Source organism: Bacillus sp. D7-8, from assembly GCF_052055895.1.
In the GTDB taxonomy this organism is placed as follows: Bacteria; Bacillota; Bacilli; order Bacillales; family Bacillaceae; genus Bacillus; species Bacillus velezensis.
Map to the genome: position 1 here is coordinate 1,779,435 of NZ_CP179922.1, position 13,779 is coordinate 1,793,213.

Here is a 13,779-nt window from a genome sequence, read left to right on the forward strand (position 1 = left end):
GTTTACAGTGACAAAAATTTATGACGCAGCAAACTGGTCAAAGCATGAAGATGATTTCACCCAAATGTTTTACAACCAAAACGTAAAGCAGTTTTGGCTTCCGGAAGAGATCGCATTAAACGGCGATCTTCTTACTTGGAAGTATTTGGGTAAAAATGAGCAGGATACGTACATGAAGGTGCTCGCCGGCCTGACACTGCTTGATACAGAGCAGGGGAACACGGGCATGCCGATTGTGGCCGAGCACGTCGAAGGTCATCAGCGAAAAGCGGTTCTTAATTTCATGGCGATGATGGAAAACGCGGTGCACGCAAAATCATATTCAAATATTTTTATGACGCTTGCTCCGACTGAAACGATTAATGAAGTATTTGAATGGGTTAAACAAAATAAATATTTGCAGAAAAAAGCGCAAATGATTGTCGGGCTTTACAAAGCCATTCAAAAAGATGATGAAATTTCACTGTTCAAAGCGATGGTTGCTTCCGTCTATCTGGAAAGCTTCCTTTTCTACAGCGGTTTCTATTATCCGTTATATTTCTACGGACAAGGAAAACTGATGCAAAGCGGTGAGATCATTAACCTGATCCTTCGTGACGAAGCGATTCACGGCGTGTATGTCGGTCTCCTTGCTCAGGAAATTTATAATAAACAGACAGAAGAGAAAAAAGCAGAGCTTCGTGAATTTGCGATTGACCTTCTGAATCAGTTATATGAAAATGAGCTTGAATATACAGAGGACTTGTACGATCAAGTCGGACTCTCACACGATGTAAAGAAATTCATCCGCTATAACGCCAATAAAGCTTTGATGAACTTAGGGTTCGATCCTTACTTTGAAGAAGAGGATATTAATCCGATCGTATTAAACGGATTAAACACCAAAACAAAATCACATGATTTCTTCTCCATGAAAGGGAACGGCTACAAAAAGGCGACGGTAGAACCGATTAAGGACGAAGATTTTTATTTTGGCCAAGATGAAGAGCAGATATAATATCTGCTCTTTTGGCTTGAGTGGAGAGGTAAGACAGGAGGAACGGGCATGAATAAAATGGATGAAATCATCTTGGCTGCACCGCGGAGTGACGTCTTTCAAAACGAAATGCTGACATTTCAGGGAGTCAACAGCGAGGATGAACGTATCGTAAACATTATGGCTCAAATTGAGGCGCATTTTTTTGAAATCAGAAGAGGCGACGCGGAAGAGGACCCGCGATTTAAACAGCCGATTCCGTATGTCGTCATCCGCCGCGATGATGAGGTGTTTGTGTATGAACGGCTTGCGGGCGGAGGGGAATCGCGCCTCCATAATAAGCTTTCTCTCGGCTTCGGCGGACACATGAACCCTATGGAAGGGGCGGCTTCATTTTCGGAAGTGCTGAAACAGAATACCGACCGGGAGCTGGCGGAAGAACTGTACATTCGCGAGGAGGACAAACAAAACATTGTCACACTCGGCCTGATCAATGATGATGAAAACGATGTAGGGAAGGTGCATATCGGCATCCTTTCTGCGCTCCAGTTAGCGTCTGCGGCACAAGTCGAAGTGAAAGAAAAAGATCAAATCGCCGGGCGCTGGATGAAACTGAGCGAACTGAAAGAGGAAAATGTGTATCAGCGTCTTGAAGCTTGGTCTCAGTTTGTCGCCGATATACTTCAATAACAAAAAACCCCCGTTCGTCCCAAAAAAGGGAAAGCAGGGGTTTTTTCATTTAGTCTTGCATAATGAAGGCATCAAATCCGGCTTTTTCGGCCCGCGCGGCCAACGCTTCAGCGTAATCTCTGGAAGAGAATGCGCCGATCTGCACTTTAAATAAGCCGCCTTTTGGAAGCACAATCGCGTCAAAACCTTTAGACTCCGCATCGGCGGCAAGCGCATCAGCATTTGCTTTCACTTTGAATGCACCGATTTGCACTTTATATAAGTCAGCCTTTTTTTTTAGACCGAAAGCTTGCTCCAAGCCCTTGGCATGTCCTCTTGCAAGGCTTTCAATAAAACTGGCTGTTTTCAGTTTGTTTGCATCAGCTGACGTATCAACAAAACCATTCTCCGTCAAAATCGCCGGCATACTTGTCTCCCGCAGCACATGGAAGTTGGCTGTTTTTTTTCCTCGGTCATTAAAACCCGATGCTTGAATCACTTGCGTGTGGACGGCTGATTGGTAAGTCGAGGTCGGCGCTCCGACACCGGGGTAAATATAGCTTTCGAATCCGGTTCCGCCTCCTGAGTTAATATGAATGGATAAAAAATAATCTGCGCCCCAGCTGTTGGCGGCATCCGTTCTCTCCGTCAGGCTGACTGTCTTATCGCTTGTCCTGCTCATCGTGACAGAAACTCCTTCATACTCATTCGTCAGAATCGTGCGCAAAGCCAGCGCGATCTCCAGCGTGACCGCTTTTTCCTGAAGTCCGTTTCCGGTTGCACCTGAATCAGTTCCGCCATGACCGGGGTCTATAAAAATTTTAACCATTCTCCATCACCTCATTACAGCATATGATGATATTCAAATGGTGCTTGTACGGCTGTCATTCATAAAAAAAATGAGAAATATCCCCAACATTTCCCGGAAAATAAAAATAAATGGTTTGTCCTCCCGTTTCTGCTGAATACAATAAGAAATGAAAAATATTTCTCGGGAAAGCGCAGGATTCAACATCATTCCCGAAGAGAACGGAAAAAGTGACAGATAAAGAGGAAAACGGGTCTCATGATGATAGGCGGATGTCACAGAACCGCTTCATCATGAGTAAGATAAAGAGAGAACAGAGAGGTGAGCATGTTGGAGCGCGCTGTAACCTATAAAAATAACGGACAAATTAACATCATTCTTAATGGCCAAAAGCAAGTGCTGACAAATGCGGAAGCTGAGGCGGAATATCAGGCCGCCCTGCAAAAAAATGAAGCCAAACACAGCATTCTGAAAGAAATTGAAAAAGAAATGAACACATTAGTGGGTATGGAAGAAATGAAACGCAACATTAAAGAAATTTACGCGTGGATATTCGTCAACCAAAAACGGGCCGAACAAGGGCTGAAAGTCGGAAAACAAGCTCTTCATATGATGTTCAAAGGGAACCCCGGCACCGGGAAAACTACCGTCGCGAGACTGATCGGCAAGCTTTTCTTCGAAATGAACGTGCTTTCCAAAGGACATCTGATCGAAGCGGAACGTGCTGATCTGGTCGGTGAATACATCGGACACACGGCGCAAAAAACGAGAGATCTGATTAAAAAATCGCTCGGGGGCATTTTATTCATTGATGAAGCATACTCACTTGCAAGGGGCGGAGAAAAGGATTTCGGTAAAGAGGCGATTGATACGCTTGTCAAGCATATGGAAGACAAACAGCATGAATTTATTCTGATCCTGGCAGGGTACTCGAGAGAAATGACACATTTCCTGTCATTAAATCCCGGCCTGCAATCGCGTTTCCCTATCAGCATCGACTTTCCGGATTACTCTGTCACTCAGCTGATGGACATCGCAAAGCGCATGATAGCAGAGCGGGAGTATCAATTAAGCCAGGAAGCCGAGTGGAAGTTAAAAGATTACTTAATGACAGTGAAAAGCACGACAAGCCCCATTAAATTCAGCAACGGGCGCTTTGTCAGAAACGTGATTGAAAAATCAATCCGCGCTCAGGCCATGAGACTTTTAATGGGAGACCAATACTTAAAAAACGATTTAATGACGATCAAGAGCCAGGATTTACTTATAAAAGATGAGGCGGCAGCTCACGAATAGACCTCTCAGCCGGTTTGAGGGGTCTATTTTTTATTTCTCTCTTTAAAACCCGCCGGATGTGTGGTATACGCCCTGCGGGTTTGGTATGATAGTACTACTGCCCAATACGACACAGAAAGGAACATCCATTTGAACGAACAGGAAGGAAAAAAAGAAACGGTCATTTTGGTCGGCTGCCAGCTTCCGCACATGACAGATGAGCACTTTGAACATTCTATGGAAGAGCTTGCTTCATTGACAAAAACGGCTGACGGAACGGTGCTGACCCGGATTACGCAAAAACGGAACAGAGCGGATGCCGCTACATATATAGGCAAGGGGAAAGTAGACGAGCTGAAGGCGCTGTGTGAAGAGCTTGAAGCAGATCTGATCATTTTTAATGATGAACTGTCACCGAGCCAGCTTAAATCACTCGCCACTGCAATTGAAGCGAAGATCATCGACCGCACGCAGCTTATTTTGGATATTTTCGCAAAAAGGGCGAAGACGAGAGAAGGAAAGCTTCAGATCGAATTGGCCCAGCTTCAATACGCGCTGCCGCGTCTGAGCGGACAAGGAATCAATCTCTCAAGACAAGGCGGCGGAATCGGGACGAGAGGGCCCGGTGAGACAAAGCTTGAAACAGACCGGCGCCACATTAGAAACCGCATACACGAAATTAACGTGCAGCTGTCAACGGTTACCCGCCACAGAAGCCGTTATCGGGAGAGACGTAAAAAGAACGGCGTGCTTCAGGCTGCACTCGTCGGGTATACCAATGCCGGAAAATCAACATGGTTCAATCAATTAACAAGCTCTGACAGCTATGAAGAAGATCTGCTGTTTGCAACGCTTGATCCGATGACGAGAAAGATGGCGCTCCCAAGCGGCTACAGCGTCCTTTTGTCTGATACGGTCGGCTTCATTCAGGATTTGCCGACGACGCTGATTGCCGCTTTCCGCTCAACGCTTGAGGAAGTGAAGGAAGCAGACTTGATCATTCATGTCATTGATTCATCCAATGAAGATTATGCCGGGCATGAACAGACGGTCCTCGGTCTGTTAAAAGAGCTTGAGGCAGATGATATTCCGGTGCTGACCGCTTATAACAAACGTGATGAGACACTTCCTGACTTCATCCCGACAGCGGGAGAAGGCCACATCATGATCAGCGCCAGAATCGCCGGGGATGAAGCAAAACTAAAAGCGGAAATCGAAGCTTATTTGCGCCGGGAGCTGATGACGCCGTATGAAGTTCATGTGCCTGCCGCCGAAGGCAAATTGATGTCACGCATCAAATCAGAGACCATGATCGACAGCCTTTATTTTAATGAAGAAAATGAACGCTACGAAGTCTCAGGTTATGTACAGGAAGAACAAAGCATACTCGGAGAATTGAAGAAATTCATGTAAGGAAGGTATACACAACATGTTTGACACACTGACCCACGGCGCTCTTTTACAAAAAACCGCCGAAGAAACAGAAGCGGAAATCTCCGCCGTTCATAAAAGAATAGAAGAAATCAGTGAACGGAATGAATGGAGAGTCCTGCAAAGCTACAGAAAACATAAAGTAAGCGATACGCATTTTACGCCTTCAACCGGATACGGTTATGATGATATCGGACGAGATACACTGGAGAAGATCTATGCTGATGTGTTCGGAGGAGAGGCGGGACTCGTGCGGCCGCAAATCATTTCCGGAACGCATGCGATTTCAATCGCGCTCTTCGGTGTGCTGAGACCCGGGGACGAATTGCTTTATATCACAGGCAAGCCTTACGATACACTCGAGGAAATCGTCGGAGTAAGAGGCGGGGAGTATTCAGGCTCGCTTAAGGAATTTCAAATCGGATACAATGCAGTCGATTTAACATCAGAAGGCAGAGTGGACTTTGAAGCGGTCCGGGCTGCAATCCAGCCGAATACAAAAGTGATCGGCATCCAGCGTTCAAAAGGATATGCGAATCGTCCGTCTTTCAGAATAAATGAAATTGAAGAGATGATTCGTTTCGTAAAGGAAATCAAAGAAGATGTCATTGTTTTTGTGGACAATTGCTACGGAGAATTTGCAGAAGAGCGGGAACCCTGCCACGTCGGAGCGGATCTTATGGCCGGCTCCCTGATCAAAAACCCGGGCGGCGGCCTTGCTAAAACGGGCGGCTATCTTGTAGGGAAAGCCAAGTGGATTGAGGCCTGCTCTTACCGGATGACCTCCCCGGGAATCGGAAGTGAAGCCGGCGCTTCGCTCTATTCACTGCAGGAAATGTATCAAGGTTTCTTTCTCGCTCCGCATGTAGTGGCGCAAAGCTTGAAGGGAGCGGTATTTACCGCCCGTTTTCTTGAAAAGCTCGGCTTTACGTCAAACCCTGCATGGAATGCGCCGAGAACGGATCTGATTCAATCAGTTGAGTTTCAGGACCCTGATAAGATGATCGCTTTTTGCCAGGCGATACAATATGCTTCACCGATTAATGCGCATGTGACGCCTTATCCGAGCTATATGCCGGGATATGAAGACGATGTCATTATGGCAGCGGGCACTTTCGTACAGGGAGCAAGCATTGAATTATCAGCAGATGGACCTATCAGACCGCCTTATGTCGCGTATGTCCAAGGAGGATTAACCTACGCGCACGTGAAAAATGCGATTTGCAGCGCCGTAAATGCTTTAATGGAAAAAGAGCTGATTTAGGCCGTTTGCAATTTTCAAAGAATTTGATGTTAAGATTCCTTACATTGTGTTGACACAAAATATAACATCACCTATAATGAGACTAAGATAAGAAAAGGAGGAAATTGAGATGAGTGATAACATTCGCCGCTCAATGCCTTTATTTCCAATTGGGATTGTCATGCAGTTAACAGAACTTTCTGCCCGGCAAATTCGATATTATGAGGAAAATGGATTGATATTTCCAGCGAGAAGCGAAGGAAATAGACGATTATTTTCATTCCATGATGTAGATAAACTGTTAGAAATCAAAAATCTGATTGAACAAGGCGTCAATATGGCGGGGATCAAACAAATTCTGGATAAGGCATCTGCCGAACCGGAAGAAAAATCCGAAAAAACCGCCAAACCGATGAAGCACAATCTGTCTGATGACGAACTCAGAAAGCTTCTGAAAAACGAACTGATGCAGGCAGGCCGTTTCCAGCGGGGAAATACTTTCCGCCAAGGTGACATGTCCCGATTCTTTCATTAATCCGTTAGCAACTGTTTTGCTATATACATTTACCTTTTAGAGGAGGAGTTTTACGAAATGGCAAAGTACACAAGAGAAGACATCGTAAAATTAGTAAATGAGGAAAACGTAAAGTATATCCGCCTTCAATTCACAGACATTCTCGGAACGATTAAAAACGTGGAAATTCCTGTGAGCCAGCTTGAAAAAGCACTTGATAATAAATGCATGTTCGACGGTTCTTCCATCGAAGGTTTCGTCCGTATCGAAGAGTCTGATATGTACTTATATCCTGATCTGAACACATTTGTAATCTTCCCATGGACGGCTGAAAAAGGTAAAGTAGCACGCTTCATCTGTGACATTTACAATCCGGACGGCACGCCGTTCGAAGGTGACCCGCGTAACAACCTCAAACGGATTCTGAAAGAAATGAAAGAACTCGGTTTCAGCGATTTCAATCTTGGACCTGAGCCTGAATTCTTCCTGTTTAAATTAGATGAAAAAGGCGAACCGACGCTTGAATTGAACGATAAAGGCGGATACTTCGACCTGGCTCCGACTGACTTGGGAGAAAACTGCCGCCGCGATATCGTGCTTGAGCTTGAAGAAATGGGCTTTGAAATCGAAGCATCTCACCATGAAGTTGCTCCGGGTCAGCACGAAATCGATTTTAAATATGCCGGTGCCATCCGTTCTTGTGACGACATCCAAACTTTCAAACTGGTTGTCAAAACGATCGCCCGCAAACACGGTCTGCATGCGACATTCATGCCAAAACCGCTGTTCGGCGTAAACGGTTCCGGTATGCACTGCAACCTATCACTCTTTAAAGATAGCGTTAACGCGTTCTTTGATAAAGACGCTGATCTTCAGCTGAGTGAAACAGCAAAACATTTCATTGCCGGTATCGTAAAACACGCGACAAGCTTTACGGCTGTCACAAACCCGACAGTGAACTCTTACAAACGCCTTGTTCCGGGCTATGAAGCACCTTGCTACGTGGCATGGAGCGCGCAAAACAGAAGCCCGCTGATCCGTATCCCGGCTTCCCGCGGCATCAGCACGCGTGTTGAAGTCCGCAGCGTAGACCCGGCGGCAAACCCGTACCTGGCGTTAAGCGTATTGCTTGCAGCAGGCCTTGACGGAATCAAAAACAAACTTGAAGCACCGGCTCCGATTGACCGCAACATCTACGTCATGAGCAAAGAAGAGCGCATGGAAAACGGCATCGTAGATCTTCCGGCGACACTGGCGGAAGCTCTCGACGAATTCAAATCAAACGAAGTCATGGTTGCAGCACTCGGCGAGCACCTGTTCGAACACTTCATCGAAGCAAAAGAAATCGAATGGGATATGTTCCGCACACAGGTTCATCCGTGGGAGCGCGAACAATACATGTCTCAGTATTAATCTCTCAATCCCTTGGCACTATTGGTGTCAGGGGATTTTTTGGTTTCTTAACAAGTTTAACATCTTAATATAAATCAAGTATCACCCACAAAACAATAAAAAATTACTCCATAATTTGGAGATATAATCCTCATTCATATGCTACACGAAAAAAAGGTATGTCATCGCTATTGATAAACTCCATATTGTATTCTCGTTTTTTATTTGTTTTAATCTCGATACCATAACAAGGGTTTTTCAAGCTTTCCTAATATTACTGCTTTCTCCATCGTATTTCGCATTGTTCCATGGATAATTTCGATGGTTCATTTACTATATTTTGTTCGCAAAGGTGGTTGATAAATTTTTGGTAGAGGATTGATTTTATGTCTAATGTGAATGTCTTTGAAGTACGGAATGATATGATTACTTATGTTTCGTTTATGTAATTCAAAAGTGTTTTTACGCACTGATCCTAATTTATACTCTTTTAACCAGTCTTGCAGATAATTTTTAAAATAGTAGGGTTGATGATCCATTCGTTTTTCTTTTTTAGCTACAGCCAATTGAACCTCTTTTTTGTGGAAAAACCACACTTAGACTCTTCTTTAAATTTTTGAAGGAATCGGTTGACGCTGGTATCAGCCCGTTTCCTTCAATCAGAGATTCTTTCATATTAAATGAACTGAAGGTTAAGCAGATGGAAAGGGCGTTAGAAAACAGCCTGGACGATGAAGAACGCATGATCATTGAGAAAAAATACTTAGCAGCCAGCCAAACGAAAGACATTCATATTTATATGGAACTCGGCATGAAGAAGGACACCTATTATGAAACAGCGTGCCATTTTACGCATTGCTACAGCACTCGGAATAATCTGAGTGCTTTTTTGTAGTAAGCAGTTGTATAGGTGAGATTTCCTATTTTAACGTTATATGGTGTATTTTTCATTATGACTATGTTAGTCTCCTTAAAGGAGGGATAATAATTTGAAAACAAAAATAGTAAGCTTGCTTCTTGTATTGAGTTTAGTCTGCGGATTTGCACTTCCTTCTTATGCTAAGACATCGATGAATGAAAAGGTAAAAACCAATGTTTCTGGAATGAATGTTATAAGTCAGTCTGAAGGTGAAGCATCTTATACAATCGAATATGGCGGAAAACAGTATTTTATTGATCAAAAAACTCTAGATAAAGGAACCTCTAAAGAGTCGATTAAAGTTGATCAATATTTGTTAACTGATGGCCATCGAACACTAGTCGATTCTGCTACAGTTAATATTTCCGATGAATCAAGTGAGATGTCAACTCTAGCAAAATGTAGAGGGAAACAAGGTGTTTCGGTAGCAATTCCTATAGTCAAGGTGAGCATGAATTCGTGTGTAATTAAAAAATTCTTAGATATTGTTGAGGATGCTGACGGTATGGCAGGGGCTATCGCCGGGATAGCAGCATTGATAAAAAAAATACCTGGGATTTCAGTATATGCTGGAGCAATTGCAGGGGCAATGTTTGCTGGTAAGTATGCCATAAAAAAAGTATCCGATAATGGAAAGTACGGAATTTCTTATAATTGGATAATTGGTACCCCAGTTGTTGTACCTTGGAGAAATGGTTAATTATTAAGGTGGTAATGTCAAATGAATCGTATATTAGTCTCAATAGCTATTATTATATTCCTGATTGAATATATTGTAGCTCCACTCACAGATATAGATACCGGAAAATACGGCACGTTTATAGGCTTAATATTATTGAGTATTACGGTTCTAAGGCTATCTGATAATGACAAATCATAACTTTTGAAGGGAGCAGACTTCGGTCTGCTCTTTTTTGTTTATTTTATTTGGGTGTGAAAACGACAAATAAGCGACAAATTCCCGACAAAACAGGGGACAAAATGGGGGAGAAAAGGGGGGACTATATATTCTTCATAACAATCAACTGACGAATTTTCAAGTTTCTCTGAGATATGGGAGTACACGTCGGAAGTGATGGTTATATTTTTAGGTCCAAATATTCCCTGTGCGAATTTCAATATTGCTCCAGATTCAAAAAAAGCAAAGCGTGACAAACTGTAAAATACAGACGGGTTACAGTGTTTTTCCCTTAATTAAAAAGACCGGGGTATCACCCCGGCTCTGTAATAAAAGCTGCCCATCAAAGGGCTTGCTCATCTGATATTCCTGATAGACCTATTCCTTCAGGTTCTGAGGCTCAAGGGAGGTCTGTTTTTTTCTTATATACGTCAACACTGCGTTATAAACGGCTCGAATAAACCATTTATATTTAAATGAGGATATTATATGATTTCCTTCATTTTCTTTTGAAATTTGATTTCTTTTAGGATGAAGGCTAAATGAAGCCAATTATGTTCTAAAAAATTGAACCGGCCATTTTTATTTCAAAAAGCAGGAGCAGGAAATTCATCAATTTTGATACGAAGTAAACTATAAGGTTTCTGTCGTAAGTCCTTTCCATAATGAAATCTAGCCTGCCGATGTAATTGGTTCACGATGACATATAAGTATTCATCCGGACCAATCGAAAAAGTATCCGGCCATAAAATTCTCGGATCATGTGCGATGGTTTCCATTGTGCCATTCGGCAGCATCTTTCGAATACTATTGTTCTCATAATCTCCGGCATAAATGGCTCCTTTTGCATCTGTAATCATTCCATCAGACGCGCCTTTTTCTCCCCAATACGCCACATGATAAAGTAAATCCATGTCCGGTATATCTCTATCTCTCAGGGCTTCTGTTGAGATCGAGAACAGATGACGGCTGGTCAGTGGACAAAAAAATAATACCTTTCCGTCAGGAGAAATCGCAATACCGTCGGATGCCAGCCTAAACGGGGAAGTTGAACCATCTCTGTTACGATTCATCAAAATTTTGCCTTCTACTTTCGGTATAAAATAGGAATCCGGTGAAGTTGGATTTGCTCCATTTAACCGTCTAAATGCGTTTCCGGTTTCTAAATCCACGACGATAATAGCTCCTGGTCCTTTGGAAGAAGAATCCGTTATATAGGCATAACCTGCAGTTCCAACACGAAAATCAAATCGGACATCATTCAGGTAAGTTGTTGGAAGGACAACATCTTCTGTAAAGGTATAAACTCTTCTGATTGTATTGGTTTTTAAATCAACAGCGACTAATTTTGCCCCGCCTTTAATTGGTTCAGAAAAATTGGGTGCCGCCGTATCTAGTACCCAAAGGGTTCCTCTTCCATCAGTAACTACACTTTGGACACTGATGAAAGTCATTTTGATATTCTCAGGGTTAACCAAATTGGTTTGTAAATCAGGATAAGGCTGCAATTTATCCCCAATTATTTCCGCCACCGTAAATTTAACATCGTCTCCCCATTTCGGAAAACAAATGAAAATACGACCAGTTTCTGAAACAGTAACACCAGTAGGCATAGCTCCATAAAATGCATAAACCAGTTCTAAATCCCCAAAATATTTTTCAAAAGGCAGCATAGGTTTCATCATATCCTCCTCAACCAATAAACGGGATATCACTTATATATGATTCGCATTTTTTCTAGTGCATGTTTCTTAATAAGTTTTTCTAAACAAAAGATGATGGAAGTTCTTATCATTTAATAAGTCAGTCAGGTGACACAGGGGGGTTTACTTAACGTCTGTCGAAGCAGTCGGCAATTACAACATGGTATGTCCTTTGGTCGGTTTTAAATTCTCTGAAAAAAGAGTTGAAAAAGCAGAAAAGATTTTATAATATGAAATCAAGTTAGTTTGTTCGGTCAACAAACTAATAAAACCACTTTAATTGTCCATCATGTAAAGGTCTTAAATGGGAGGGGGATAAGAGGCTCGATTTAATTGGAGGTATATAAAAAGCGAAAGCCAAGCTTTTATCCTGTTCACTGCTATCTGATCACCATTTGGATGTTGAAAATGCTCTGTGAAAGTAAACCGCTATCATTTTTTGAAAGCGCTTTTATACACCGCTCACTGGCCGATAATTTTAAATAAAATGTTATACCATTTCATCATGTTCCTTATGTAAAGGATCGAAAAGGGGAGGAAATCATGCTCGGTGAAAATGTAAAGAAGATCAGCATGGTTGAAAAAGTTGGATATGCGTCTGGAGATTTTGCTTGTAATCTAATTTATGCAACAGTGTCTACGTATCTTTTGTTCTTCTATACAGATGTATTTGGTTTATCGGCAGCAGCAGCCGGTACGATGTTTTTAGTGGTTAGAATCATCGACGCTCTCGCTGATCCTTTTATCGGAACAATCGTTGACAGAACAAATAGCAGGTTTGGCCGCTTCAGACCGTATCTTTTATTCGGAGCTTTTCCCTTTGTCATATTGGCAATACTCTGTTTTACAACCCCGGATTTTTCGGATATGGGGAAATTAATATATGCCTATATCACCTATGTCGGCCTATCGCTTACATACACCATGATAAACGTGCCATATGGCGCGTTAACATCTGCAATGACCAGAAATAATCAAGAAGTTGTTAGTATAACGTCTGTCCGTATGTTATTTGCGAATCTTGGAGGACTTGTCGTTGCATTTTTTGTTCCTTTACTGGCTGCTTATTTAAGCGATAATTCCGGCAGCGAATCTCTTGGCTGGCAGCTAACCATGGGTATTATGGGAGTTATTGGCGGGTGCCTTTTAATCTTTTGTTTTAAAAGCACAAAAGAGCGTGTCACGCTTCAAAAATCGGAAGAAAAAATTAAATTTTCGGATATATTTGAGCAATTTCGTGTTAATCGGCCTCTAGTTGTATTAAGTATTTTCTTTATTATTATTTTTGGAGTGAATTCAATCAGTAATTCGGTTGGCATCTATTACGTAACGTATAATTTAGAAAGAGCGGATTTAGTGAAGTGGTACGGTTTGTTGGGGAGTTTGCCTGCTTTGGTCATTTTACCGTTTATTCCAAAGCTTCATCAATTATTAGGGAAGAAGAAATTATTAAACTATGCATTATTACTGAATATGATCGGCCTCTTAGCTTTACTTTTCGTTCCGTCAAGTAATGTATTCCTGATACTTTCCTTTCGATTGCTGGCCGCTGCAGGAAGTCTCACTGCCGGGGGATATATGTGGGCGCTTATTCCTGAAACAATAGAATATGGAGAGTATAAGACCGGGAAAAGAATGGGCGGTCTCATATACGCTATTATCGGATTTTTCTTTAAATTCGGCATGGCCTTGGGAGGGGTTGTACCGGGTTTGGTTCTAGATCAGTTTGGATATGTGGCAAATCAGGTGCAAACGCCGGAGGCATTGACGGGAATTTTAATTACAACAACCATTATTCCCGTGTTCTTACTGGTTCTGGCCATGATTGATATTAATTTCTATAACTTAGATGAGAAAAAATACAAAAGCATGGTTCGAGAATTAGAGAATAGAGACAAAGTTTATTTGGATCATATTGACGATTTCAAAGCTTAAAACATGATGAGTCAAC

The 13,779-nt window shown here is 42.4% G+C and carries 12 protein-coding genes and 1 pseudogene; 10 read left to right on the forward strand and 3 right to left on the reverse strand.

The features are described from left to right. The first annotated feature begins 7 nt into the window (after window positions 1-7). A complete protein-coding gene (gene nrdF, locus ACKTRM_RS08735; protein WP_012117608.1) occupies window positions 8-997 on the forward strand; it encodes a class 1b ribonucleoside-diphosphate reductase subunit beta in 990 nt (329 codons plus the stop codon). 48 nt (window positions 998-1,045) lie between these two features. Next, on the forward strand, window positions 1,046-1,666 hold the full coding sequence (locus ACKTRM_RS08740) for a hypothetical protein (protein WP_012117609.1): 621 nt from the start codon (window positions 1,046-1,048) through the stop codon (window positions 1,664-1,666). Window positions 1,667-1,715: 49 nt separating this feature from the next. Here the strand turns inward: ACKTRM_RS08740 and ACKTRM_RS08745 are convergent, their stop codons facing one another. Then, the gene (locus ACKTRM_RS08745; protein WP_012117610.1) at window positions 1,716-2,474 is read right to left on the reverse strand and encodes an N-acetylmuramoyl-L-alanine amidase; all 759 of its coding nucleotides are present in this window, start codon (window positions 2,472-2,474) and stop codon (window positions 1,716-1,718) included. A 306-nt stretch (window positions 2,475-2,780) separates the two neighbouring features. Between ACKTRM_RS08745 and spoVK the strand changes: the two genes are divergently transcribed. The 5 genes from spoVK to glnA all read left to right on the forward strand — a co-directional run bounded on the left by spoVK (window position 2,781) and on the right by glnA (window position 8,329). Continuing rightward, window positions 2,781-3,749 (forward strand): stage V sporulation protein K, encoded by a 969-nt coding sequence (gene spoVK, locus ACKTRM_RS08750; RefSeq protein ID WP_015417523.1) that lies wholly within the window; start codon window positions 2,781-2,783, stop codon window positions 3,747-3,749. 129 nt (window positions 3,750-3,878) lie between these two features. Then, window positions 3,879-5,141 (forward strand): GTPase HflX, encoded by a 1,263-nt coding sequence (gene hflX / locus ACKTRM_RS08755; RefSeq protein ID WP_012117611.1) that lies wholly within the window; start codon window positions 3,879-3,881, stop codon window positions 5,139-5,141. A gap of 16 nt (window positions 5,142-5,157) precedes the next feature. Then, the gene (locus ACKTRM_RS08760) at window positions 5,158-6,423 is read left to right on the forward strand and encodes a methionine gamma-lyase family protein (protein WP_012117612.1); all 1,266 of its coding nucleotides are present in this window, start codon (window positions 5,158-5,160) and stop codon (window positions 6,421-6,423) included. A gap of 109 nt (window positions 6,424-6,532) precedes the next feature. After that, window positions 6,533-6,937 (forward strand): MerR family transcriptional regulator, encoded by a 405-nt coding sequence (locus ACKTRM_RS08765; protein WP_007410366.1) that lies wholly within the window; start codon window positions 6,533-6,535, stop codon window positions 6,935-6,937. Window positions 6,938-6,994: 57 nt separating this feature from the next. Further along, window positions 6,995-8,329: a type I glutamate--ammonia ligase gene (gene glnA, locus ACKTRM_RS08770; protein WP_007410365.1), complete on the forward strand. Its 1,335-nt coding sequence runs from the start codon at window positions 6,995-6,997 to the stop codon at window positions 8,327-8,329. A gap of 305 nt (window positions 8,330-8,634) precedes the next feature. On the opposite strand, the gene ACKTRM_RS08775 is transcribed toward glnA, so the two are convergent. Continuing rightward, window positions 8,635-8,874, reverse strand: coding sequence for a hypothetical protein (locus tag ACKTRM_RS08775; protein WP_225367696.1), 240 nt, complete (start codon window positions 8,872-8,874; stop codon window positions 8,635-8,637). Window positions 8,875-8,927: 53 nt separating this feature from the next. Between ACKTRM_RS08775 and ACKTRM_RS08780 the strand changes: the two are divergent. Together ACKTRM_RS08780 and ACKTRM_RS08785 are read left to right on the forward strand one after the other, a co-directional pair. Beyond that, window positions 8,928-9,189: pseudogene (locus tag ACKTRM_RS08780) on the forward strand (ArpU family phage packaging/lysis transcriptional regulator); the annotation flags it as partial. 108 nt (window positions 9,190-9,297) lie between these two features. After that, window positions 9,298-9,927: a hypothetical protein gene (locus ACKTRM_RS08785; RefSeq protein ID WP_041482194.1), complete on the forward strand. Its 630-nt coding sequence runs from the start codon at window positions 9,298-9,300 to the stop codon at window positions 9,925-9,927. 785 nt (window positions 9,928-10,712) lie between these two features. On the opposite strand, the gene ACKTRM_RS08790 is transcribed toward ACKTRM_RS08785, so the two are convergent. Further along, entirely contained in the window at window positions 10,713-11,807 is a 1,095-nt protein-coding gene (locus ACKTRM_RS08790; RefSeq protein WP_012117617.1) for an L-dopachrome tautomerase-related protein, read from the reverse strand. Window positions 11,808-12,371: 564 nt separating this feature from the next. On the opposite strand from ACKTRM_RS08790, the gene ACKTRM_RS08795 reads away from it, so the two are divergent. Continuing rightward, on the forward strand, window positions 12,372-13,763 hold the full coding sequence (locus ACKTRM_RS08795) for an MFS transporter (protein WP_012117618.1): 1,392 nt from the start codon (window positions 12,372-12,374) through the stop codon (window positions 13,761-13,763). The last annotated feature ends 16 nt before the right edge of the window (window positions 13,764-13,779 follow it).